The organism is Citricoccus sp. I39-566 (assembly GCF_031432995.1).
In the GTDB taxonomy this organism is placed as follows: domain Bacteria; phylum Actinomycetota; class Actinomycetes; order Actinomycetales; family Micrococcaceae; genus Citricoccus; species Citricoccus nitrophenolicus_A.
Window position 1 is genome coordinate 2158376 of the sequence record NZ_CP133842.1, and the last position, 23448, is coordinate 2181823.

Consider the following 23448-nt stretch of genomic DNA (forward strand, 5'->3'; position numbering starts at 1 on the left):
GTGACATGACCGCTCAACCTCACCGCGCCGCCGTCGTGACCGGAGCCTCGTCCGGCATCGGCCGCGCCACCGCCGCCCAACTCGCCGCCGAGGGCTGGACCGTGTACGCCATCGCCCGCCGGGCCGAGCGCCTCGAGTCCCTCGCCGCGGACGTCCCTGCCGGGACCGGCCGGATCGTGCCGCTGCCCGCCGACGTCACCGACCGCGAGCAGGTGGACCGGGCCGTGCGGGCGGTCGAGGACGGCGGGGGAGCGGACACCCTGCTGTGCATCGCCGGCGGCGCCCTGGGCACGGACCGGGTGGCCGAGGGACAGCCCGGGGACTGGGACTGGATGTACCGGGTCAACGTCGCCGGGACGCTGAACACCACGCAGGGCTTCCTGCCGATGCTGCGGGCCACCGGCCGCGGCACCGTCCTGGTCCTGACCTCGACGGCGGCCCTGGCCAGCTACGAGGGCGGCGCCGGCTACAACGCGGCCAAGATGGCCCAGCACGGGCTCGTCGGGGCGCTGCGCCTCGAGGAGGCCGACCACAACGTCCGGGTCGTCGAGGTGCTGCCGGGGATGGTGCACACCGAGGAGTTCACCCGCAACCGGCTCGGAGGCGACCAGGAGGCGGCGGACCGGGTCTACGCGGGTGTGGAGTCCCCGCTCACGGCCGAGGACGTGGCGGACGTGTGCACCTACGCCGTCAGCGTGCCGCACCACGTCAACCTGGACCAGGTCGTGCTGCGTCCCGTGGCCCAGGCCGCCCAGTTCAAGGTCATCAGGAAACAGGAGGACTGACGATGCACATCACCCCGAGACTGCGCCGGGCACTCGGCATGGGACTGGCCACGGGGGCCGCCTCGGCGATTCCCCTCTGGCGGATCCCGCGCGCACCGCTGGTGCTGTGGACCGGCGGCCTGGCCGCCGTGGCCGCGGCCGGCGGATCGGCACTGGCGATGGACCGGATGCGGCGCGAGGAGGAGGTGCAGGGCACGGCCGGGCCGGCCAAGCCGCTGGCCCGGCGCATCGCGGCGCCGGCCCTGATCGGCACGGTGGCCGGTGGCGTCGCCGCCGGAGCCATGTGGTTCACGGCGGTCTCGGACCGCTGGGCGGAGGCCTTCGTCGCCAGGCTGGGCGCCCGCCATCCCCGGGCGACCTACGCCGTGGCCGCCGGGGTGCTCACCGGGGCGCTGGAGTACGCCGACTCATCGCAGCAGAAGCCGTCCGCGCCGCCGTCCACCCCCGCCGGGGAAAAGGCGTAGAATCGGCCCCAGCATCTCGAATACCCACCAGCGTCGACCCGGCCATCACCGGTGAGCTTCCGGAAGAACGGACCCGCAGCCAGCCCGAGGCCGGCCAGCGGAACCCAGTAGAACCGGACGGGTCAGCCCGTCACAGCTGTCACGAGCGGCCGTCTCCGCCTCCCGGCACCACCGGGGAAGGGGACGGCAAGCAGGGTGGTACCGCGCCGCCGTCGTCCCCGGCCTCCCAGGAGTCCCGGCCGGCCCAGGCGTCCTTGCAACCAGAGCAGACCAGCACCACCGTCGACCTCACGCAAGGATGGACCGCCGCCGTGTACCCCCTCGTCAGTTCCGATCCGGACGCCACCGCCTCCGGCACCCCCGCCTCCCCGCGCTTCCCACAGATCGAGGAGCGCATCCTGCAGTACTGGGAGGCGGACGGCACCTTCCAGGCCTCCATCGAGGCGCGCCCGGCGGAGAACCAGGACGGCACGCCCAACGAGTTCGTGTTCTATGACGGCCCGCCCTTCGCCAACGGCCTGCCGCACTACGGCCACCTGCTCACCGGCTATGTCAAGGATCTCGTGGCCCGCTACCAGACCCAGCAGGGCCGCCGCGTGGAGCGCCGCTTCGGCTGGGACACCCACGGGCTGCCCGCCGAGCTCGAGGCCATGAAGCAGCTGGGGATGACGGACAAGGCCCAGATCGAGGCCATGGGCATCGACCGGTTCAACGACGCCTGCCGCGCCTCAGTGCTCAAGTACACGGATCAATGGCGCGACTACGTCAACCGGCAGGCCCGCTGGGTCGACTTCGAGAACGACTACAAGACCCTGAACCCCGAGTTCATGGAATCCGTGCTGTGGGCCTTCAAGTCCCTGCACTCCAAGGACCTGACCTACCGCGGGTTCCGGGTGCTGCCCTACTGCTGGCAGGACGAGACGCCGCTGTCCAACCACGAGCTGCGCATGGACGATGACGTCTACAAGTCCCGCCAGGACCCCTCGGTGACGGTGGCCTTCCCCGTCACGGGCGCCACCGCGGAGGCGGTCGAGCCGGAGCTGGCCGCCGAACTCACCGGCGTGCGGGTCCTCGCCTGGACCACCACCCCCTGGACCCTGCCGACCAACCAGGCCCTCGTCGTCGGGCCGGAGTTTACGTACGCCGTGGTCCCTGCCGGGCCGGACGCGGCCGAGGAGGTCGCCGGCCACCGGTACCTGCTGGCGGCGGACCTGCTCGGCGCGCACGCCGGTCAGCTGGGATATCCCGACGCCGGCGCCATCACCGAGGCGGTCACGGCCACCTACGCGGGCGCGCGGCTGGGCGGACTCACCTACGAGCCGCTGTTCACCTATTTCATGGACGCCGCGGAGTACGGGACCGAGAACGCCTGGCAGGTGCTGGTGGACGACTACGTCACCACCGAGGACGGCACCGGCGTGGTGCACCAGGCCCCCGCCTACGGCGAGGACGACCAGCGGGTCTGCGAGGCGAACGGCATCCCGGTGATCCTCTCCGTGGACTCCGGCGCGCGGTTCCTGCCCCTGTTCGCCGACGAGTCCCGCGGCGACGGCGTGCTCCAGGACATCGCCGGCGTCCAGGTCTTCGAGGCCAACCGGACGATCATCCGGGCCCTGCGGGCCGCGGGCAAGCTGGTCAAGGAGGCCTCCTACGAGCACTCCTACCCGCACTGCTGGCGCTGCCGCACCCCGCTGATCTACCGGGCGATCACGTCCTGGTACGTCTCCGTGAGCTCCTTCAAGGACCGCATGGTCGAGCTGAACGAGGACATCACCTGGATCCCGGACAACGTCAAGCACGGCCAGTTCGGCAAGTGGCTGCAGAACGCTCGGGACTGGTCGATCTCCCGCAACCGGTACTGGGGCTCGCCCATCCCGGTGTGGGAGTCGGACCATCCGGACTTCCCACACCAGGAGGTCTACGGCTCCCTGGCCGAGATCGAGGAGGCCTTCGGCCGGCTGCCGCGCAACGCGGCCGGAGAGGTGGACCTGCACCGGCCCTGGATCGACGACCTCACCCGCCCGCACCCGGACCCGGAGGCCGCCGCCGCCGGTGCGGTGATGCGGCGCGTGGAGGACGTGTTGGACGTCTGGTTCGACTCCGGCTCCATGCCGTATGCCCAGGTGCACTACCCCTTCGAGAACCGCGACTGGTTCGACGGAGGGCACCACCCCGCCGACTTCATCGTGGAGTACATCGGCCAGACGCGCGGCTGGTTCTACACCATGCACGTGCTGTCCACCGCCCTGTTCGACCGGCCGGCGTTCTCCAACGTGATCAGCCACGGGATCGTTCTCGGCTCGGACGGACAGAAGATGTCCAAGTCCCTGAAGAACTACCCGGACGTCTCCGAGGTGCTGGACCGGGACGGCTCGGACGCCATGCGCTGGTTCCTGATGGCCTCGCCGATCCTGCGCGGCGGCAACCTGGTGGTCACCGAGGAGGGGATCCGCGAGGGCACCCGCCAGGTGCTGCTGCCGGCCTGGAACGTGTGGCACTTCTTCAGCCTGTACGCGAACTCCGCCGTGGACGGCGGGGCCCGGCCCGAGGGCTACCGCGCCCAGACCCGGTACGAGTCCACGGACCCCCTGGACCAGTACCTGCTGGCCGCCACCGGGCGGATGCTGCGCGAGGTCAAGGCCGGCATGGACGCCTACGAAGTCTCCGACGCCACGGACGCCCTGCGCGCCTACACGGACACCCTGACCAACTGGTACGTGCGGCGCTCCCGTCAGCGCTTCTTCGACGAGGACACCCAGGCCCTGGACGTGCTCTTCACCTGCCTGGAGGCGTTCTGCCGCGCGGCTGCGCCCCTGATGCCGCTCGTGGCCGAGGAGATCTGGCGCGGGCTGACCGGAGGGCGCTCCGTGCACCTGACCGACTACCCGGATCCGGTCCCGTTCTTCTCCGGCTTCGGCTCCGGCGCTGAGGGCGAGTCGGCCTCCGAGGCGATGGTGGAGCGGATGGATGCCGTGCGCCGTATCGCCTCCGCCGGATCCTCCCTGCGCAAGGGGGCCCGGCGGCGGGTGCGCCTGCCGCTGACGTCCCTGACCGTGGTGGTGCCGGACGCCGCCGGGCTGGCCGGGGCCTACACGGACATCCTCAAGGACGAGCTGAACCTGAAGGACGTGCAGCTGCTGGACGCCGCGGAGGTCTCCGCCGCGGACTTCGGCATCAGCCAGTCCCTGTCCGTCAACGCCCGGGCGGCCGGGCCGAGGCTCGGCAAGCAGGTCCAGGTGGCCCTCAAGGGCGCCAAGTCCGGCGACTGGTCGCAGGCCGAGGACGGCACGGTGGTGGCCGGTGGCATCGCGCTGGAGGCGGGGGAGTACTCCCTCGAGACCACGGTGGGCGCCGCCGGCCCGGAGGACGGGGACGACGGCGGCCCCGCGGCCGCATCCCGTGCCGTCACCGTGGTGCCCGGCGGCTTCCTCGTGCTGGATACAGAGGTGCCGGCCGAACTGGCCGCCGAGGGCACCGCGCGGGACGTGATCCGCGCCGTGCAGGCGGCCCGCAAGGATGCCGGGCTGGAGGTCTCGGACCGGGTGCGGACCGTGATCACCGGACCGGCCGCCGTCGTGCAGTCCGTGGACGGGCACCGGGACCTCGTCTCGAACGAGACCCTCACCGTGGACCTGGTGCTGGAGGACTCCGGCGCCGAGGACCCGCGCCAGGACCCGGCGGACGACGCGACCAAGACCGTGCAGGTCACGGTGGAGAAGGTCACTGTGGAGAAGGTGGAGGCATGACCCTGTTGCCCGAGACCCCTGAGACGGTCGACGCCGTCTACCGGGACCTGCTCGCGCGGGCCCCGGAGAACAAGATGGAACCGCGCATGGGCCCGATGTTCCGGGCCATGGAACTGCTCGGTGAGCCGCAGCGCGCGGCCCCGGTCATCCACCTGACCGGGACCAACGGCAAGACCTCCACCGCCCGGATCATCGAGTCGGTGCTGCGCGCCTACGGGCTGCGCACGGGACGGTACACCTCGCCGCACCTGAGCTCGGTGACCGAGCGGATCAGCATCGACGGCGCCCCCGTGGCCGATGAGACCTTCGTGCGGATCTGGAACGAGATCCTGCCCGTGGTGCAGGTGGTGGACGCCGAGCTGGAGGCGGCCGGCGAGGTCCGGCTGACCTACTTCGAGGCCGTGACCGTGCTCGGCTTCGCCGTCTTCGCGGACGAGCCCGTGGAGGTGGTGGTGCTCGAGGTCGGCCTCGGCGGGATCACAGACGCCACCAACGTGGCCGACGCTGCCGTGTCCGTGGTGACGCCGATCTCGCTGGACCACAGCGACCTGCTGGGGGACACCGAGGCGGAGATCGCGCAGGAGAAGGCCGGGATCATCAAGCCCGGCGGCTTCCTCGTCTCCGCGGCCCAGGATCCGGACGCCGCCCAGGTGCTGCTGGACGCTGCCCGCGCCGCCGGAGCCGGATTCCGGTTCGAGGGCGTGGACTTCGGGGTGGAGTCCCGTTCGGTGGCCGTCGGCGGCCAGCAGGTCTCCGTGCAGGGCATCGCCGGGCGCTATCCGGAGCTGACCCTGCCGCTGCACGGCGGGCACCAGGCCGAGAACCTGGCCGTGGCGATCGCCGCGCTCGAGGCGTTCTTCGGCGGCGAGAAGCCCCTGGAGTTCGACCTGCTGCAGCAGGGCGTGGCGCAGGTCTCGGCGCCGGGCCGGCTGGAGGTGCTGCGCAAGGCCCCGACGATCGTGGTGGACGCCGCGCACAATCCCGCGGGGATCAAGGCCACGGCCGGCGCGCTGCAGGAGGCCTTCGGGCTGGAGAAACTGGTCCTGGTGGTCGGGATCCTGGCCGAGAAGGACGCCCTGTCCATGCTGACGGAGCTCTACCGGGAGTTCGGGGACGAGGTGGAGGACCTCTGCCTGACGCAGTCCGACTCGCCGCGGGCCATCCCCGCCGGCGAACTGGGACAGCTGGCCCTGGACGCCGGCTGGCCGGAGGAGGACCTGTACGCCACCGAGTCCCTCCCCGACGCGATCGAGTGGGCCGTGGGCCGCGCCGAGGCGGCGGACGCCGGTGGCACCGACGCCTCCGGGCTGGGCGGCGGCGTGCTGATCACCGGCTCCATCACGCTGGTGGCCGAGGCCCGCGAGCTGCTGGGCGCCCCCGCCGGCGGTTCCGAGGGGCCCGGGACGCCCGAGGTCGTGGCCGTGCCCACGGCCGTGGACGTGTTCGACGACTTCGGCCTCGAGCTGGGCGACGGATTGGATGAGGACGATGAGGAGTTCGAGGACATCTTCGACGAGGGCGGGGACGATGAGCGCTGACGAGACGAACGGTCCGGACGTCGTCGGCCGGAACCCGAGCGACCGAGGTTCGAGCGGGCAGGAGGACTGGCGGCCGGCGCGCGAGTCCAAGGCCCAGCGGGCCTGGACACCCGGCCAGCCGAAGAAGGCCCGCTCCATCCGGGCCACCTTCACCTCCTCCGTGCTCGTGATGGAGGCGTTCGTGTTGGTGTTCTTCGGCCTGGCCATGTTCGGCGTGAACCGAGGCACGCCGATGGCGCCGTGGGCCCTGGGGATCTCCCTGGCCCTGGCCGCCGTCGCCGTCCTGGACTGCGCGCTGGTCCGGAAGCCGGTGGGCCTCTGGATCGGCTGGATCATCCAGATCCTGCTGGTGGCGTCGGCGTTCATCGAGTACACGATGGCGATCGTGGGCGTCGGCTTCGGACTCGCCTGGTGGTACGCCGTGACCAAGGGCGCCCAGATCGACCGGGAGAACGTCCAGCGCGCCGGGGCAGAGGCCCGCTGGCGCGAGGAGCACCCGGACGCCGTGTGACACCGGCCGGCCTGACCCTGTGCGGCCCGTTAGGGTGGGACGCGGAGTCCGCGCCGGCGGACTGATCTGACCGACTGACTGAGCATCCGACCAAGGAGCATCCGTGACCACCACCGCTGAAGAGACCCTCGTCCTGATCAAGCCCGATGGCGTGGCCCGCAACCTGACCGGGCAGATCCTGGCCCGGATCGAGGCCAAGGGGTACACCATCACCGACCTGACCATGCTCGTGCCGGGCCGCGACCTGCTGGTGCAGCACTACGCCGAGCACGAGGGCAAGCCCTTCTTCGAGCCCCTGGTGGAGTTCATGGGCTCCGGCCCGGTGGTGGCCGCCCGCGTGCAGGGCCACCGCGTGATCGAGGGCTTCCGCTCGCTGGCGGGGGCCACCGAGCCCACCACCGCCGCACCGGGCACCATCCGCGGCGACCTCGGCCGCGACTGGGGTGAGTCCGTGCAGAAGAACCTGGTCCACGGCTCCGACTCGGCCGAGTCCGCCAGCCGCGAGCTCGGTCTCTGGTTCGCCTGAGTCGCTGGTTCGCCTGAGCCGCTGTCGCGTTGAGCGGGGCCGCGGAGAAGGTGTCATCCGATTCCACTCATTCCAGCGGGCCATCCCCGCCCCAGGTGAGTGGAATCGGATGACATTCCGTTTGAGGGGGTCAACCGGTGCGCCGGGGAACCCCGTGACGGACCAACAGGTGCTCGAACCGTTGGAGATTGCGGACATCCGACCACATCCATCGCAGGACGCCGGCGCCGGTGCGGCGGATGGCGTCCTCCCGTTCCTTCTCCCGGACGAGGACGTCCTGCCAGGAGTCGCCGGGCTTCCGCAACGCTGAGGAGTACTTGGTCTTCCCATCGAACTCGCCGGCCAGCCCGATCTGGTCCCACCAGTGGTCGACCCGGGCGATCCAGCGGTCCCCGTCGTAGAGGTCCTTCTGGGGTTCGGGCACTATGAACCCCAACTCGTGGACTGCTGCCCGGCTCAGTGATTCGCCCGGCGACTCCGCCCGACCGTCTGCGAAGGACCACGCGGCGTCGAGCCGTCGGCGGTCGGCCTGCGTGGTGATCAGCGGTTCGACGAGATCGGGGAACGTGTTGGCCCATGCACCGTGACGTCGCTTGACGGCATCCGCCGGGGTCGATGAGACGAGCAGCGGTTCGCGGATGAGCACGTCGCTCAGGGCGTGGTGGAGGGGTGCGGTGAGGACCGTGCCCACGTCAGTTCCCTCGGAGAGCCGCACGACGACCTGCTCCGCCTCGTACGGGGCCGGACGCCGGGTCCATCGACGCCGTACTCCGGGGAGGACGGGTAGGGACCCGGTGAACTCCTGCCCCGCCGACTCCAGATGCCGGAGGTAGACCTGCATCCGTTCGGTGCCGTCCCGATAGAGCTTCGGCGGGCGGACCAGACCGGCCCGGCCGGCAGAACCCGCCTGGACCTCCAGATGGGCGGGGACATCGGCGGCCGGAAGCCCCTGGAGCAACAGTGCGGTGAGGCCGATGAAGACGATGGGGTCCTGGCGGGAGAGGCTATGGGCCACGGCGGATAACAGATAGCGGTCCCACGGGGCCTGCCGGAACCAGTGTTCGCTGCGGCAGTAGACGCCGGGGCTGAGGCGGAGGGCGTCGCCCCGTTCCACAGCCCGCCGCCACGTGCTCGCGGAACGGCGGTTCTCGGGGTCGCGGCACGAGATCAGCAGGGGATCTTGGCCCGTCGTGTTCGGTTCGGTGCTGCCCACCCGGTCATCGTGCCTGAGGCCGGGGTCACCGGGGGGAGCGTGGCGCCGGTGTGGTGGACAGCGCGGTCCCGGGAGTGCGCTGTGGAGGAGAGAGCCCGAGGCGCCGCAGATTCGGAGTGGTCGGGCGGCCCGGAGACCTCTAGCCTCGTCGCATGACCACCGACGACACTCCGTACTTCCTGGCCGGTCCGTACACCGAGATCGCCTTCCTCGATGCGCCGGAGGTCCCCACCGTGGTGGGCACCTTCACCGACTACCCGATGGCGAACATGGCCGAGGCCTTCGACTCCACCTTCACCGCGCTGTTCCCGGTCCTCGGCGAGCAGGGCATCCGGCCGGTCGGCCCGGGCTTCTCACTGCACACCCGGATGCCCGCGGACACCGTGGACATGGAGGTCGGCATCCCGGTGGACCGGGTCCTGCAGGACAGCGTCACGTCCGGTTCCGGAGTCACGCTGCGGCCCTCCCGGCTGCCGGCGGGGCGCGTGGCGATCGTGTCCCACCTGGGGTCCTATGACGGGCTCGGCGAGGCCTGGGGGACCTTCATGCAGGGCGTCGCCGATGCCGGTCACTCACCGGCCCTGCCGTTCTGGGAGATCTACGTGACGGAGCCGAGCCCGGAGGCCGACCCGGCGTCCATGCGCACCGACCTCGTCACCCTGCTCGGCTGACCGACCGGACCAGCAGAGCAGGGTCAGCCGAAGGTCGGTCAGAAGAAGGCGTTCGAGAAGCGCAGCAGGATCGAGGCCAGCACGCCCACGTAGAGCAGCACGATGATCGGCCAGCTCCACTCCGCGGCGTACTTGCGCACCCCGCCGGTCGCGGGGATGACCCCGTGCTGGAGGTTGCGGGACGTGAGCAGGACGAACATCGGGATCATCCCGGCCCAGACGACCATGCAGTACAGGCACAGGATGTTGATGTCGTACACCGCCTGGCTCCACAGCCACACGATGAAGACGAAGCCCGCCAGCACCCCCACGTTCATGCCGATCCAGTACCAGCGGGAGAAACGCGCGCGGGCGAACAGGGCCATCGCGATGGTGAGGACGATCGGGAACGCCACCATGCCGATGAACTGGTTGGGGAAGTTGAACAGCTGGGACTGCCAGGTCTTCATCACCTCGCCACAGGACACCCAGGGGTTCAGGTCGCAACTGGTGATGTGGTTCGGGTCGTTCCACAGCATCACCCGCTCCATGACCAGCATCAGCGTGCCGTACAGCCCGATCAGCCCGGTGACCAGGAGCATCCACGCCGTGCCGAGAGGCCGGGCATACCAACTCAGGTGGCGTTCGGTCTCGGCGGCGGGAATGGGAGTGGCGTCGGCGCCGGCACCGACCATCGCGGGGGAGTTCACCGTCCCATCGTAGGACCTCCCCTGGGGGTCCACAGGCGTGTGAGACAATGAACATCGACTCGCCGGTGGCCACACCATCGGCAGAGTCCATCGGACGGCCACCGGGCCGACGGCAGGTACTGAGGCAGTGTGAGGAAACTGCCCGGCCAGAGTGATGCGGACCCCGCGCCCCTGGCCGTGCGACAGCCGCCGTGGGCACGCGAGACACCGCGTGAGACCGGGAGGGGCGCCGATGGTTCCGGGCACGTGCCCCGCATCCAGCGGAGACCGCGTTCACGGTTCAACTCAGACTTTTGGAGTCCGTCGACGGCGGCACCCCGAGGACCGCTGGACGGGTCGGGGGAAACGCCACCGGGAACGGACCTGGCCGCTCCGCGGACACGAGTGTGGCGTGATCGTGGTGCAGGAGGTGCTGTTCATGACAGCCAACGAACAGATCGAACAGAACGAACGCGGCGAACAGAACGCGGACGGCGTCACGGAGGCCGCTGCAGCAACCGTCCAGGAGGCGACGGCGGCCCCGGCAGAGCAGCCGGTCGCCGAGAGGCCCGAGGAGCCCGAGGCGGTTGAGCCGGCGACGGCCGAGACCGAGACCGAGGCAGAGGCCGAAACGGAGGACGAAACCGAGGCCGAGGCCGCCGATCCCTTCGCCCTCCCGCATGACCCGTTGGCCCTGATCTTCCAGGCCCCGGACCTGTCCGCGCTCCCGCCGGCCACGCGCCCGTCCCGCAGCAGCCGCCCGGAGCGTACCGACCGTAACGACCGCACGGACCGTACCGACGCCGCGGATGATGACGGCGGCGACGATCAGCAGGACGGCCAGGGCGAGGACGATGACCAGCAGTCCGGGTCCCGCTCCTCCCGTCGACGCCGCCGGAGCCGGGGCCGCTCCGGGGGCCAGGATCAGGACCGCAACAACGACGACGGCGCGGACCAGTCCCAGCGCGGCACCGGCTCCCGGGACCAGGACGGTGCGGCGGACCCCGACGACGGCGAGGGGGAGGGCGGCGGCACGCGACGCCGCCGCAAGCGCCGCCGCGGTGAGGTGGACATGGAGATGGAGGGCGGTGCCGGGGACGACCCGGAGAACACGGTCACCCGGGTCCGGGCGCCGCGCCAGACCGGCTCGACCGGCCCCGAGGCCGTGACCTCCCTCAAGGGGTCCACGCGCCTGGAGGCCAAGCGCCAGCGCCGCCGCGATTCCCGCTCCGGGGGGCGCCAGCGCCGCCATGTCATCACCGAGGCCGAGTTCCTCGCCCGCCGCGAGTCGGTGGACCGCAAGATGCTGGTGCGCCAGCGCGAGCACCGTATCCAGATCGCCGTGATGGAGGACGGGGTGCTCGCCGAGCACTTCGTGTCCAACACCACCCAGGACTCGCTGATCGGCAACGTCTACGTCGGCAAGGTGCAGAACGTACTGCCCTCCATGGAGGCCGCCTTCGTGGACATCGGCCGCGGCCGCAACGCGGTGCTGTACGCCGGCGAGGTCAACTGGGACGCGGCCAGCCTCGAGGGCAAGTCCCGCAAGATCGAGAACGCGTTGAAGTCCGGTGACTCCGTGCTGGTGCAGGTCACCAAGGACCCGGTGGGTCACAAGGGCGCCCGGCTGACGAGCCAGATCTCCCTGCCGGGCCGCTACCTGGTGTACGTGCCGGGCGGCTCGATGACCGGCATCTCCCGCAAGCTGCCGGACGTGGAGCGCTCCCGGCTGAAGAAGATCCTGAAGGACCACCTCCCGGAGAACGCCGGCGTGATCGTGCGGACCGCCGCCGAGGGCACCTCGGAGCAGGAGCTGATGCATGACATCAACCGGCTGCGGGCCCAGTGGGAGGGCATCGAGGCCCAGTCCTCGTCCACCAAGACCCTGGCCCCCGAACTGCTCTACTCGGAGCCGGACCTGACCATCAAGGTGGTCCGTGACGTCTTCAACGAGGACTTCTCCGGCATGGTCGTCCAGGGCGAGGAGGTCTGGGACAACATCGAGGCCTACGTCACCTACGTGGCCCCGGACCTGCTGCCTCGACTGGAGCAGTGGAAGTCCGAGGAGCACGGCGGGGAGGACCTCTTCGCCTCGAACCGCATCGACGAGCAGCTGCAGAAGGCGCTGGACCGCAAGGTGTTCCTGCCCTCCGGCGGCTCACTGGTGATCGACCGGACCGAGGCCATGACCGTGGTGGACGTCAACACCGGCAAGTTCACCGGTTCGGGCGGCAACCTCGAGGAGACGGTCACCAAGAACAACCTCGAGGCCGCCGAGGAGATCGTCCGCCAGCTGCGGCTGCGGGACATCGGCGGCATCATCGTCATCGACTTCATCGACATGGTGCTGGAGTCCAACCGCGATCTCGTGCTGCGCCGGATGGTCGAATGCCTCGGCCGGGACCGCACCAAGCACCAGGTCGCCGAGGTCACCTCGCTCGGCCTGGTCCAGATGACGCGCAAGCGGATGGGCACCGGGCTGGTGGAGATCTTCTCGGAGACCTGCGAGCACTGCAACGGCCGCGGCATCATCGTCCACGACATGCCCGTGGAGCACCGCCGCGCCCACACGGCGCACGGCGAGCAGCGCGCCCCGTCCGGTTCCAGCCAGGGTGGCGGGACCGGCGGTTCAGACGGCAACGCCCACGACGGCGGCCGGAAGTCCTCCCGCAGTGAGCGTCGCCGCCGCAGCCGGGAACGCCAGGCGGAGCGGGAGCGGCAGGAGCCGGAGGCGCCGGTCGAGCGCCAGCTCAGCCCCGAGGAGGAGGCCGAGCGCAAGGCCCGCGCCGAGGCCGCCCGGGCGGCCTTCGCCAACATGGCGGCCGCCGCGGCCAGCGCGCACGAGGACAAGCACGAGGACAAGCACGAGGACAAGCAGGGCGAGCGGCAGGACCGGAAGCCGGACGAGCAGCAGGAGCAGCAGCAGGACCGCCAGCAGGCGGAGCCGCGCGGGGACCGCGGCGGTGCCGCGGAGGCCACCGAGCGCGAGGCCTCGACCCTGACGATCGGCGGCGAGTCCGTGGAGATGCCGCGGGGCCGCCGCGCGTCCCGCCGCGCTGAGTCCGCGCCGGACCTGTCCTCCCTGGAGAGTGCCCTGGACGAGAAGACCCCGCACGACCAGCAGGGCACGTCCGAGGCCCAGCCGGCCGAGGAGGGGGCGTCGGGTCCGGGCCGCCGCGCCTCCGGGCGATCCCGCGGCCGCCGTGGCCGACCCGCGGAGGAGCCGGACCAGTCCGAGCAGCCTGCGCCGACCGAGCAGCAGACCCCGGCCGCCGCGCCGACCACAGCGCCGGCAGCGCGACCGGCGCGCCGCCGTCGTGCCGCCTCCTCGGACGGCACCTCCGGTGACATCCGGACGGTGGAGACTCCCGCCGCCGGTGCCGAGGCCGGCCAGGGCCACCGCTTCAGCGCCTCGGCCACGGGCGCTGCCCAGGACAAGGCTCCGAAGCCCAGCGCGGCACCGGCGCCGATGATGCTCGGGGTCGGGGTCAAGGCCGAGGACATCGCCCGCCCGGAGTGAGCGTGTCATTTGGCCGCAGGGGGGACCGGCGGGTAGGATAGTTACTCGGTGCTGCGCTGCCGTCGTTTTCTGTCTGCCCCTTCACTGGGTGTTGGAAAGCCCGCCGGTACGCCTCGAGCCATTGCCCCCGCTGTCCGGGACCGTCCGCTGTTGCCGGCCGGACACCGCTGGTTTGGGCAGGTGCGGGCAGCAGCAAACAGATTCGTCAACGTCGAGAGAAGTGAGTCCCAAGTGGTGTACGCGATTGTCCGCGCTGGCGGCCGCCAGGAAAAGGTCTCCGTGGGAGACCTCGTTACCCTTGACCGCGTCGCCGCTGAGGCCGGAAGCTCCCTGGAGCTGTCCGCCGTCATGCTGGTGGATGGGGACAAGGTGACCACCGGTGCCGATGACCTGGCCAAGGTCAAGGTCACCGCCGAGGTCCTTGACCATTCCCGTGGCAAGAAGATCGTCATCCAGAAGTACAAGAACAAGACCGGCTACAAGAAGCGCCAGGGCCACCGTTCCGAGCTGACCACCGTCAAGGTCACCTCGATCGCCTGATCAGCCTCTTCCACCGAACACACATCAAAGGATTGCACCATGGCACACAAGAAGGCCGGTAGTTCCTCCAAGAACGGCCGCGATTCGAACCCGCAGTTCCTGGGCGTCAAGCGTTTCGGCGGCCAGGCCGTCAGCGCCGGCGAGATCCTGGTCCGCCAGCGCGGCACCAAGTTCCACCCGGGCTCCAACGTGGGCATCGGCAAGGACGACACGCTGTTCGCCCTGTCCGCCGGTGCCGTCGAGTTCGGCAACCGTCGCGGCCGCAAGGTCGTGAACATCGTTCCTGCCGCTGCTGAGTGATCTCTCGGCTGACGGCGGTGGGGGAGTGATCCCCCGCTAGTTCATCGCTCCGGCGGGGGTGGGCCACTGACGGCCCGCCTCCGCCGAAGTCGTTAAGGCGCAACACTGGTCACCACCACACGGGTGGTGCGGCAGAGGTTTCAAAGAGAGGCGGCCATGGCGGCATTCGTGGACCGGGTGGTCCTGCACGTGTCCGGAGGCCACGGAGGCCACGGCGTGGCGTCCGTGAAGCGGGAGAAGTTCAAGCCCCTGGGCGGACCCGACGGCGGCAACGGCGGCGACGGCGGCGACGTCACCCTGGTGGTGGACAGCCAGACCACCACACTGCTCTCCTACCACCATGCCCCCCACCGGCACGCCGGCAACGGCGGGCCCGGGATGGGCGATTTCCGCAACGGGGGCCTGGGCGAGTCCCTGACCCTGAGCGTCCCGGACGGCACCGTGGTCAAGGACCAGGAGGGCAACATCCTGGCCGACCTCGTGGGCCACGGCGCCAGCTACGTGGCGGCCCAGGGCGGCCAGGGCGGGCTCGGCAACGCCGCGCTGGCCTCGGCCAAGCGCAAGGCCCCCGGCTTCGCCCTGCTCGGCATCCCCGGGGAGGAACGGGACATCGTCCTGGAGCTGAAGTCCGTGGCGGACATCGCCCTGGTGGGCTTCCCCTCGGCCGGCAAGTCCTCCCTGATCGCCTCGATCTCCGCGGCCCGTCCCAAGATCGCCGACTACCCTTTCACCACCCTGGTCCCGAACCTCGGCGTGGTGCAGGCCGGGGAGACCCGGTACACCGTGGCCGACGTCCCCGGCCTGATCCCCGGCGCCTCCGAGGGCAAGGGACTGGGCCTGGAGTTCCTGCGCCACGTGGAGCGCTGCGCGGCGCTGGTGCACGTGCTGGACTGTGGCTCCCTCGAGTCGGATCGGGATCCGCTCTCCGACTTCGCCGCGATCGAGGCCGAGCTGGCCGCCTATGCGGTGGAGCCCACCTTCGCCCAGGGCGGCCAGGGCGTGGTGCCACTCAACGAGCGGCCCCGGCTGGTGGCGCTGAACAAGACGGACCTGCCGGACGGCCAGGACATGGCGGACATGGTGCGGGAGTCCCTGGAGCAGCGGGGACTGCGCGTCTTCGAGATCTCCGCGGTGTCCCACAAGGGTCTCGATCCGCTGAAGTTCGCCATGGCCGATCTGGTGCGCCAGGCCCGAGAACGGATGCCGGAGCCGGAGCAGGTTGCCGAGCCCGAGGTCGTCCGGCCGCGGTCGGTCCGCTCCCGCAAGGGCGGTCGCGGCGAGTTCGAGATCCGCCGCGAGGAGCGCAACCTCGAGCCCCTGTTCCGGGTCCGCGGCGCCAAGCCCGAACGCTGGGTGGCCCAGACCGACTTCACCATCGACGAGGCCGTGGGCTACCTGGCGGACCGGCTCAACCGACTCGGCGTGGAGGACGAGCTGTTCAAGCAGGGCGCCAAGCCCGGCGACGCCGTGGTCATCGGGGCCGATGACAACGGCGTGGTCTTCGACTGGGAGCCCACCATGGCCGCCGGCGCCGAACTGCTCGGTGGCCCGCGCGGGGCGGACATCCGCATGGAGGAGCAGCACCGTCCCACCCGCGAGGACAAGCGCCGCGACTACGAGGAGCGCAAGGCCGCCCGCGCCGCCACCCAGGCGGAGCTGGAGTCAGAGCGCCGCACGGGCGTGTGGGCCGTGGACCAGGAGATCAACCGCCTGGCCGGGATCGAGGACGAGTCCGACGCGGACGCGGAGTCCGGTTCCGGGTCCCATGGCTGATCACGTCCCCAACCCGGTGACGGGCCGGGACACCCTCCACCGGGCACGCCGCCTCGTGGTGAAGATCGGCTCGTCCTCCCTGACCACGCCCACGGGGGTCAACGGGCGGGCCATCGACTCCCTGGTGGACACCCTGGCCGCCGTCCGCGCCCGCGGCACCGAGGTCGTCCTCGTGTCCTCCGGTACCATCGCCGCGGGCATCCACCCCCTCGGGCTGGGCAAACGCCCGCGGGACCTGGCCACGCAACAGGCCGCGGCCGCCGTCGGGCAGGGCAAGCTGTTGGCCCGGTACACGGCCTCCTTCGCGCGGCACGGACTCGAGGTGGCCCAGGTGCTGCTGACGGCCGAGGACCTGATCCGCCGCACCCAGTACACGAACGCCCACCGCGCGCTGAACCGCCTGCTGGCGCTGGACGTGGTGCCGATCGTCAACGAGAACGACACCGTGACCACGGCGGAGATCCGCTTCGGGGACAACGACCGGCTCTCCGCGCTGGTGGCCAACCTGCTGCGCGCTGACGCCCTGCTGCTGCTCACGGACGTGGACGCGCTCTACACGGCGCCGCCCTCGCGGTCCGGATCGAGGCGCATCCGGCACGTGGCATCCAGGTCGGACCTCGACGAGGTGCTGATCGGGCGCACCGGTCCGGCCGGCGTCGGGACCGGGGGCATGGTCACCAAGGTGGACGCCGCGGGGATCGCCACGGGCTCGGGCATCCACGCCCTCGTCACCTCCGCCGGCCAGGCGGAGGCCGCCCTGGCGGGGGAGGACGTGGGCACCTGGTTCCAGGCCTCCGGCCGACGCCAGTCCGCCCGGGGCATCTGGCTCGGGTTGCTCGCCGAGGTGCAGGGCCGCGTGGTGATCGACGACGGCGCGGTCACCGCCGTGGTGACGAACAAGCGCTCCCTGCTGCCGGCCGGGATCACCGGCGTCCAGGGCCGCTTCGACGCGGGCGACCCGATCGAGCTGGCCGACCCCCGCGGCACCGTGGTGGCCCGCGGGTTTGTGAATTACTCCTCGACCGAGCTGCCGGGGATGCTGGGCCGCCGGACGGCCCAGCTGCTGGAGGAGTTCGGACCGGAGTACCAGCGCCCCGTGGTGCACACGGATGACTGTGTGCGGCTTCCCCTCAGGTCACGGCGGCCGTAGCGGGGCCTGCGCGGGCTAGACTGCGCCCATGTCCACCACCGCTGAAAACACTGCCGCATCCAGCGCGTCCGGGGTCCCCGCCGAGGTCCGGGACGCCATCCTGACGGTGTCCGAGCGCGCCCGCAAGGCCCGTGGCGAGCTGGCCACCGCGCGCCGGTCCCGTAAGGACGAGACCCTCCAGGGCATGGCCGACGCCCTGGTGGAGAACGCGCCGGCCATCCTGAGCGCCAACCGGCAGGATGTGGAAGAGGGCCGGGCCAAGGGCACCTCGGAGGCCATGCTGGACCGGCTCCGCCTAGACGAGCAGCGCATCGGCGCCCTGGCCGCCGCCCTCCAGGAGCTCGTGGCGCTGCCGGACCCCGTGGGCAACGTGGTCCGCGGACGGGACCTGCCCAACGGGCTGCACATGACCCAGCTGCGGGTCCCCCTCGGCGTGGTCGGCGCCATCTACGAGGCCCGGCCGAACGTGACGGTGGACATCGCCGGACTGGCGCTGAAGTCCGGCAATGCGGTGATCCTGCGTGGCGGTTCCGCGGCGCGGCACACCAACACCGTGCTGATCCAGATCCTGCGCGAGCAGGCCCTGGCCCACGGCTTCGACGCGGACATCATCCAGGGGATCGACGAGCACGGCCGGGACGGGGCCACTGCCCTGATGTCCACGCGCGGCTCCGTGGACGTGCTGGTGCCCCGCGGCGGGCGTGAGCTGATCCAGTCCGTGGTGACCAACGCCCAGGTACCCGTGATCGAGACCGGCGAGGGCAACGTGCACCTGTTCATCGATGCCTCGGCCCCCGTGAGGATGGCGGTGGACATCGCGCTGAACGCCAAGACCCAGCGGGTCTCCGTGTGCAACTCGGCCGAGACCCTGCTGATCCACTCGGAGGCCGAGGAGGCCGGCCGCGAGGTGCTGCGGGCGCTCTCCCGGGCCGGGGTGTTCCTGCACGTGGACGAGAGGGCGCGCGGCTGGCTGTCCGCGGCGGCCGCGGACTCCGCCCAGACCGCCACGGACGAGGACTGGGGCACCGAGTACCTCGCCCTGGAGATGGCCGTGAAGACCGTGGGCTCGCTGGACGAGGCCATGGACCACATCCGCCGATGGTCCACCGGGCACACCGAGGCGATCGTGACCAACGACCTGGCCAACGCCGACCGCTTCGTGGCCGAGATCGACTCGGCCGCCGTGATCGTCAACGCCTCGACGCGGTTCACCGACGGCGGGCAGCTGGGCCTCGGCGCCGAGGTGGGCATCTCCACGCAGAAGATGCACGCGCGCGGGCCGATGGGACTGGAGGAACTCACCACCACCAAGTGGGTCCTGCGCGGCCAGGGGCAGATCCGCCCCTGAGCGGCACGCTGCGGGGAACGTACTAGGATGGTCCGCAGACATCACCGTGATACGAGGCCGGGGCGCCGGCCGCCACAAGGGAGAACCACCAGATGCAGAACCTCACCGCTGCCCTGACCGTTGCCGCCGAAGAGGCGCACGTGGTCAACGAACTCATCGCCCCGGCCTGGGTCTTCGGCGTGGGTGCCTTCGTCCTCCTGCTGTTGCTGCTGGCCGCCACCATGTCCCTGAAGTCGGTCAGCAAGCGCCACCCCGCTCCCGCCACCGACGTCGACGTGCACGGCGCTGCCGGCCGCGGCGGCCAGCGTTCCGGCCACTGATCACCGAGACATCGCACCGCACCGTGACCCAACGTCGCTTCCGCCTGGGGATCATGGGCGGCACCTTCGATCCGATCCACCACGGCCACCTGGTCGCCGCCTCCGAGGTGGCCTCCGAGCTGGACCTGGACGAGGTCGTCTTCGTACCCACCGGCCAGCCGTGGCAGAAGGACGCCCAGAAGGTCTCGCCGGCCGAGCACCGCTACCTGATGACGGTGGTGGCCACGGCCTCGAACCCGCGCTTCACGGTGTCCCGGGTGGACATCGACCGGCCCGGCCCGACCTACACGGCGGACACCCTGCGCGACCTGCGGACGCTGCGGCCCGAGGCGGACCTGTTCTTCATCACCGGGGCGGACGCCCTGGAGCAGATCATGACCTGGAAGGACGTGCACCGATTGTGGGACATGGCCCAGTTCGTGGGCGTGACGCGCCCCGGCCATGAGCTCGTGGAGGTCGGCCCGGAGACCGGCGTCAAGCTGATGGAGATCCCCGCCATGGCGATCTCCTCGACCGACTGCCGGGACCGGGTGCAGGACGGCAAGCCGGTCTGGTACCTGGTGCCGGACGGCGTGGTCCAGTACATCGCCAAGCACAACCTCTACCTGCCCTCCGCCCACCGTCCCGGCGGCGGCCCGAGCGGCGCGCCGGATCCCGGCCGGTCCTCCGTCCGGGTCACCTCGGAGTCCACCGCATGAGCGGGAACCGCCCGCAGGGTCCCGGGCCGCGCCTGGGCACGCCCCAGATCAAGACCGGGCCGCGCCGTCCGGCGGAGGAGCCGGAGGCCGAGTCCTCCCTGCCGACGCGCCGGTCGCTGCGCCAGCATCGCCGCGCCGACAGCGCGGCGGGTGCCCCCGCAGGGGAGATCTCCAAGGCCACCATCCTCGAGCTGCCGGCCACCATCATCAGCCCCTCGGATGTGGGGCCCCTGACCGGTCAGTTGCCGAGGGTCATCTACTCGATCCGGGACGACGCGGGCGGGGGTTACGCCATCAAGTCCCCGGAGCCGCGGGAAGCCGCGGAGCCGGTGGAGGCTGCCGGTCAGCCGGCAGGCGTGCGGGTGGACCACGACGGCGTGCCCGTGGGTGCGGACGGCCACCCGCTGACCCGCCGGGAGCTGCGCGAGTGGCGGCGCCGTCAGGAGCCGGCCCCGGCCGGCTCGCCCGAGCCCGCCGGGGAGGCCGCTCCGACCGGCCAGCAGCACCAGTCCCGGCGCGCGGAGGCCCCGGCCGGCTCGCCGGGTACCGCCGCGGAACCGCCCACGCGCGCCTCCCTGGCGGCGGAGGGGGCGGCGCTGGCCGCCAGGATCGAGGCGTCCGGCGGGGGAGACCCTGCCGCCGTGGACCCCCTGCTGCTGCGGGAGCAGGAGCTGCTCGCCGAGCGCGCCCGGCAACTGAACACCGGGCTCATCACCCGGGTCCCCGCGGCATCCCTGGCACCAGCACCGGCCGCCCCTGTTGCTCCCGCTGAGCCCTCCACTCCAGGACCCCGATCTCCGGCCGCTGCCCAGGAGCCCGTCCAGGCGGACTCCGCCCACGGCCTGGACTCCCTGGGGGCGTCCGCCTGGTCCTCCCGGGAGCGGAACCTGATGCTGGCGGCGGGAATCGTGATCCTCGCCCTGTTGATTGCGCTCGTTCTCGCCCTCGTGCTCTGATGAGACCCCACCCACCCCACCACGACCCTTCTGCCCTGAGGTGCATATGACCGTTCCCGAGACCACCCTGAACGCCCTGAAACTGGCAGGCCAGGCCGCCGCCGACAAGCAGGCCACGGACATCGTGGCGGTGGACGTGGCACAGCAGATGGGGCTGACGGACGCCTTCCTGCTGGCCTCCGCCGGTTCCGAACGCCAGGTGGTCTCCGTGGTGGACGAGATCGAGGACGCGCTGACCCAGCAGCTGGGCCTGGACGTCCTGCGCCGCGAGGGCAAGGCCGGGGGACGGTGGGTGCTACTGGACTACGGACACCTCGTGGTGCACGTCCAGCATGAGGAGGAGCGGGTGTTCTACGCCCTCGACCGGCTGTGGAAGGACTCACCGCTGATCGACCTGGGCCTGACGGACGGGGTGGCCGCCGACGAGGGCGGCTCCACCGTGGACCCGGACGCCGGCCCGCGGGACTGGACCCCGGACTCGGCCCAGGACTGAACCGCGCGCCCGCGCGACGGGTCGCCACCGTGGGCTCCACCACAGTGGCCCGCTCGATTTGCGAGGGGCGGGAGGTGCTGTGTATATTTATGGAGTTGCTTCGGACGGAGACGGAAACCGCAAGGGTTCCTTGACGGCCGAGGCGGACGCCAATCTGGGGGTATGGCGCAGTTGGTAGCGCGTCTCCATGGCATGGAGAAGGTCAGGGGTTCGAATCCCCTTACCTCCACCAGATGAAAGGCCCTCCTTCCGCGGAAGGGGGGCCTTTATGCTGTCCCGCCTGTCAACCGAGGCCGCTCCTCCCAACGATTAGCGTGGTGGACATGGAATCACCGATCCAGCAGTACCTCGAGCAGCTGCTCGCCGAGGTCCAGCACCTGGGCGCCGGAGCGCCGTATGACGTCCACCCGGCCGGGCGCGAGCCCCGGCCCGAGGATTTCGGGATCTGCCTGGCCACGGTCGACGGCCGGGTCTACTCCGTCGGGGTCGCGGATCAGGAGTTCTCGATCCAGTCGATCTCCAAGCCCTTCAGCTACGGCCTGGCCCTGGCCGACTACGGCTTCGAGGCCGTGGACGAGAAGGTGGACGTGGAGCCCTCCGGGGATCCGTTCAACCAGATCTCCCTGGCCCCGGTCACCGGCCGGCCGCCGAACGCCATGGTCAACGCGGGTGCACTGGCCGTGGCCGGGATGATCCGCGGCGCCGGTGGCAAGTCCGGGGTGCGCCGGATCGTGGACACCTACTCGCGCTTCGCGGGCCGGGACCTGACCAGCAGCCGGTCCGTGTTCGACGTGGAGATCCGACAGAGCGACCGCAACCATTCGCTCGCCTACCTGCTCAGCTCCGTGGGAATCATCGAGAACGACCCGACGCGCGCCCTGGAGGTCTATCTGCGGCAGTGCGCGGTGCAGGTGAGCTGCCGGGACCTCGCCCTGATGGCGGCCACGCTGGCCAACGGCGGCACCCAGCCACTGACCGGTGAGCAGGTGTTCGAGATCGACGTCGTGGAGCGGGTGCTGTCCGTCATGATGACCTCCGGGATGTACGACGACGCCGGCGCCTGGGTCAGCAGCGTCGGCATGCCGGCGAAATCCGGTGTGGGCGGCGGCACCCTCGCCGTGCTGCCCGGCCAGGCCGGTCTGGCTGTCTTCTCGCCTCCCCTGGACGGGCACGGCAACAGCGTGCGGGGCCTGGAGACCTGCCGGCGGCTGTCCACGGACATGGAGATGCACTTCGTGCGCTCGGCACGCAACGGCCGTTCGGCCGTGCGGATCACGCGGGAGATCTCCGAGCTGCCCTCCCGGGTGCGGCGCACCGAGGAGGAGGCCGAGGTGCTGGAGCGCCACGGCCACCGGGCCCGGATCGTCGAGGTGACGGGGGATCTCTTCTTCGCGGGCACGGAGTCCCTGGTGCGGGCCGTCAGCGAGCTGGAGGACACCGTCGACTTCGTGGTCCTGGACCTCCGGCAGGTTTACGACGCCGGCCGGCTCGCCCGGCAGATGATCACCGCCCTGCAACGTCAGCTGGCCGCGGCCGGCCGGGAACTCGTCCTCGTCACCGGTGAGGAGGCGCCCTCCCTGACGGTGACGGACGACGCCGGCCCGGAGAGTTCCGCACCGGCGGTCTACCAGGGCCTCGGTGAGGCCGTCGAGCACTGCGAGGACGCCCTCCTGGACCGCTACGGCACCCCGGCGGCGGCCCCCGAGCGGGTCCCCGTCACCGATTCGCCCGCGCTGGCGCTGTTGGCCGGGCCCGAGCGTGAACGGCTCGCCGAGCTGATGGAGCACCGCGTCCACGCGGACGGGGACGTCATCCGGCGCGTGGGACAGCGCTTCGGCGGCATCCACTTCATCGTGGCGGGCCGGATCAACACCATCGCCACCGATCCCGGGGGCGAGCGGGTCCGGCTCAACACGCTGGGACCGGGCATGACCTTCGGTGAGCTCGCCCTGGGCACCTCGGACCGGCAGGAGACCACCGAGAAGGCCGTTGGTGACGTGGAGCTGATGGTCCTGACCCCGGAGGCGATCGAGGCGCTGGAGGCGGAGGACCCCGGCCTGGCGCTGCAACTGTGGCGCGCCCTGACCCGGGACGCGTACACCCTGGTGGACCGCTACCTGCGGGAGGCGGCCGTCCGGCTGACGTACTGACCCGCTCTGACCGGCCCGGCGACCGGCGCTCCACTATAGTCAGGAGCACCGTCCGACGCGGTGGAGGCTGTGAAGGTT

20 protein-coding genes and 1 tRNA gene are annotated in these 23448 nt (G+C 71.2%); 19 read left to right on the forward strand and 2 right to left on the reverse strand.

The annotated features are described in order from the left end of the window. Positions 1-5 precede the first annotated feature (5 nt). The 6 genes from RE421_RS09895 to ndk all read left to right on the forward strand — a co-directional run bounded on the left by RE421_RS09895 (position 6) and on the right by ndk (position 7570). Positions 6-785: an SDR family oxidoreductase gene (locus RE421_RS09895; protein WP_309809248.1), complete on the forward strand. Its 780-nt coding sequence runs from the start codon at positions 6-8 to the stop codon at positions 783-785. A gap of 2 nt (positions 786-787) precedes the next feature. Next, positions 788-1249, forward strand: coding sequence for a hypothetical protein (locus tag RE421_RS09900; protein ID WP_309809250.1), 462 nt, complete (start codon positions 788-790; stop codon positions 1247-1249). 311 nt (positions 1250-1560) lie between these two features. Further along, positions 1561-4995, forward strand: coding sequence for an isoleucine--tRNA ligase (gene ileS / locus RE421_RS09905; RefSeq protein ID WP_309809251.1), 3435 nt, complete (start codon positions 1561-1563; stop codon positions 4993-4995). Beyond that, the gene (locus tag RE421_RS09910; protein WP_309809253.1) at positions 4992-6533 is read left to right on the forward strand and encodes a glutamate ligase domain-containing protein; all 1542 of its coding nucleotides are present in this window, start codon (positions 4992-4994) and stop codon (positions 6531-6533) included. Before ileS ends, RE421_RS09910 begins: the two co-directional genes overlap by 4 nt. After that, positions 6523-7044, forward strand: coding sequence for a DUF4233 domain-containing protein (locus RE421_RS09915; RefSeq protein ID WP_309809255.1), 522 nt, complete (start codon positions 6523-6525; stop codon positions 7042-7044). The genes RE421_RS09910 and RE421_RS09915 overlap by 11 nt, the downstream gene beginning before the upstream one ends. Positions 7045-7147: 103 nt before the next feature. Next, positions 7148-7570, forward strand: coding sequence for a nucleoside-diphosphate kinase (ndk, locus tag RE421_RS09920; RefSeq protein ID WP_309809257.1), 423 nt, complete (start codon positions 7148-7150; stop codon positions 7568-7570). A 130-nt stretch (positions 7571-7700) separates the two neighbouring features. On the opposite strand, the gene RE421_RS09925 is transcribed toward ndk, so the two are convergent. Then, the gene (locus RE421_RS09925; RefSeq protein ID WP_309809259.1) at positions 7701-8783 is read right to left on the reverse strand and encodes a hypothetical protein; all 1083 of its coding nucleotides are present in this window, start codon (positions 8781-8783) and stop codon (positions 7701-7703) included. Positions 8784-8935: 152 nt separating this feature from the next. Here RE421_RS09925 and RE421_RS09930 point away from each other — a divergent pair, with 152 nt between their 5' ends. Continuing rightward, complete coding sequence (locus tag RE421_RS09930) at positions 8936-9454, forward strand: GyrI-like domain-containing protein (protein ID WP_309809261.1); 519 nt, start codon at positions 8936-8938, stop codon at positions 9452-9454. A 38-nt stretch (positions 9455-9492) separates the two neighbouring features. On the opposite strand, the gene RE421_RS09935 is transcribed toward RE421_RS09930, so the two are convergent. After that, positions 9493-10128: a vitamin K epoxide reductase family protein gene (locus RE421_RS09935; protein WP_396134646.1), complete on the reverse strand. Its 636-nt coding sequence runs from the start codon at positions 10126-10128 to the stop codon at positions 9493-9495. Between the two features lie 433 nt (positions 10129-10561). Here RE421_RS09935 and RE421_RS09940 point away from each other — a divergent pair, with 433 nt between their 5' ends. From RE421_RS09940 to glsA, 12 genes are all read left to right on the forward strand, one after another. After that, the gene (locus RE421_RS09940; protein ID WP_309809266.1) at positions 10562-13642 is read left to right on the forward strand and encodes an Rne/Rng family ribonuclease; all 3081 of its coding nucleotides are present in this window, start codon (positions 10562-10564) and stop codon (positions 13640-13642) included. A gap of 231 nt (positions 13643-13873) precedes the next feature. Then, positions 13874-14182 (forward strand): 50S ribosomal protein L21, encoded by a 309-nt coding sequence (gene rplU, locus RE421_RS09945; protein ID WP_309809269.1) that lies wholly within the window; start codon positions 13874-13876, stop codon positions 14180-14182. Between the two features lie 39 nt (positions 14183-14221). Continuing rightward, entirely contained in the window at positions 14222-14482 is a 261-nt protein-coding gene (gene rpmA / locus RE421_RS09950; protein WP_309809271.1) for a 50S ribosomal protein L27, read from the forward strand. Positions 14483-14638: 156 nt separating this feature from the next. Continuing rightward, the gene (gene obgE, locus RE421_RS09955) at positions 14639-16255 is read left to right on the forward strand and encodes a GTPase ObgE (protein ID WP_309809273.1); all 1617 of its coding nucleotides are present in this window, start codon (positions 14639-14641) and stop codon (positions 16253-16255) included. Beyond that, positions 16248-17405, forward strand: coding sequence for a glutamate 5-kinase (gene proB, locus RE421_RS09960; protein ID WP_309809275.1), 1158 nt, complete (start codon positions 16248-16250; stop codon positions 17403-17405). Before obgE ends, proB begins: the two co-directional genes overlap by 8 nt. Before the next feature lie 28 nt (positions 17406-17433). After that, complete coding sequence (locus RE421_RS09965) at positions 17434-18753, forward strand: glutamate-5-semialdehyde dehydrogenase (RefSeq protein ID WP_309809277.1); 1320 nt, start codon at positions 17434-17436, stop codon at positions 18751-18753. Positions 18754-18845: 92 nt separating this feature from the next. After that, positions 18846-19073, forward strand: coding sequence for a hypothetical protein (locus RE421_RS09970; protein ID WP_309809279.1), 228 nt, complete (start codon positions 18846-18848; stop codon positions 19071-19073). A 53-nt stretch (positions 19074-19126) separates the two neighbouring features. Further along, a complete protein-coding gene (gene nadD, locus RE421_RS09975; protein ID WP_396134647.1) occupies positions 19127-19771 on the forward strand; it encodes a nicotinate-nucleotide adenylyltransferase in 645 nt (214 codons plus the stop codon). Beyond that, positions 19768-20727, forward strand: a complete 960-nt coding sequence (locus RE421_RS09980) for a hypothetical protein (protein ID WP_309809283.1) — start codon at positions 19768-19770, stop codon at positions 20725-20727. The genes nadD and RE421_RS09980 overlap by 4 nt, the downstream gene beginning before the upstream one ends. A gap of 46 nt (positions 20728-20773) precedes the next feature. After that, positions 20774-21220 carry a ribosome silencing factor gene (rsfS, locus tag RE421_RS09985; RefSeq protein ID WP_309809285.1) on the forward strand — a complete coding sequence of 149 codons (447 nt, stop codon included), beginning with the start codon at positions 20774-20776 and terminating at the stop codon, positions 21218-21220. A 156-nt stretch (positions 21221-21376) separates the two neighbouring features. Continuing rightward, positions 21377-21452 (forward strand) — tRNA-Ala (locus RE421_RS09990). Positions 21453-21543: 91 nt separating this feature from the next. Further along, entirely contained in the window at positions 21544-23370 is a 1827-nt protein-coding gene (gene glsA / locus RE421_RS09995; protein ID WP_309809287.1) for a glutaminase A, read from the forward strand. The last annotated feature ends 78 nt before the right edge of the window (positions 23371-23448 follow it).

What these genes read in the sequence shown, in the direction of transcription:
- RE421_RS09895 (WP_309809248.1), top strand. Translation starts at nt 6, where the DNA reads ATGACCGCTCAACCTCACCGCGCCGCCGTCGTGACCGGAGCCTCGTCC.
- RE421_RS09900 (WP_309809250.1), top strand. Translation starts at nt 788, where the DNA reads ATGCACATCACCCCGAGACTGCGCCGGGCACTCGGCATGGGACTGGCC.
- RE421_RS09910 (WP_309809253.1), top strand. Translation starts at nt 4,992, where the DNA reads ATGACCCTGTTGCCCGAGACCCCTGAGACGGTCGACGCCGTCTACCGG.
- RE421_RS09915 (WP_309809255.1), top strand. Translation starts at nt 6,523, where the DNA reads ATGAGCGCTGACGAGACGAACGGTCCGGACGTCGTCGGCCGGAACCCG.
- RE421_RS09930 (WP_309809261.1), top strand. Translation starts at nt 8,936, where the DNA reads ATGACCACCGACGACACTCCGTACTTCCTGGCCGGTCCGTACACCGAG.
- RE421_RS09935 (WP_396134646.1), bottom strand. Translation starts at nt 10,128, where the DNA reads ATGGTCGGTGCCGGCGCCGACGCCACTCCCATTCCCGCCGCCGAGACC.
- RE421_RS09940 (WP_309809266.1), top strand. Translation starts at nt 10,562, where the DNA reads ATGACAGCCAACGAACAGATCGAACAGAACGAACGCGGCGAACAGAAC.
- rpmA (WP_309809271.1), top strand. Translation starts at nt 14,222, where the DNA reads ATGGCACACAAGAAGGCCGGTAGTTCCTCCAAGAACGGCCGCGATTCG.
- obgE (WP_309809273.1), top strand. Translation starts at nt 14,639, where the DNA reads ATGGCGGCATTCGTGGACCGGGTGGTCCTGCACGTGTCCGGAGGCCAC.
- proB (WP_309809275.1), top strand. Translation starts at nt 16,248, where the DNA reads ATGGCTGATCACGTCCCCAACCCGGTGACGGGCCGGGACACCCTCCAC.
- RE421_RS09965 (WP_309809277.1), top strand. Translation starts at nt 17,434, where the DNA reads ATGTCCACCACCGCTGAAAACACTGCCGCATCCAGCGCGTCCGGGGTC.
- RE421_RS09970 (WP_309809279.1), top strand. Translation starts at nt 18,846, where the DNA reads ATGCAGAACCTCACCGCTGCCCTGACCGTTGCCGCCGAAGAGGCGCAC.
- nadD (WP_396134647.1), top strand. Translation starts at nt 19,127, where the DNA reads ATGGGCGGCACCTTCGATCCGATCCACCACGGCCACCTGGTCGCCGCC.
- RE421_RS09980 (WP_309809283.1), top strand. Translation starts at nt 19,768, where the DNA reads ATGAGCGGGAACCGCCCGCAGGGTCCCGGGCCGCGCCTGGGCACGCCC.
- rsfS (WP_309809285.1), top strand. Translation starts at nt 20,774, where the DNA reads ATGACCGTTCCCGAGACCACCCTGAACGCCCTGAAACTGGCAGGCCAG.
- glsA (WP_309809287.1), top strand. Translation starts at nt 21,544, where the DNA reads ATGGAATCACCGATCCAGCAGTACCTCGAGCAGCTGCTCGCCGAGGTC.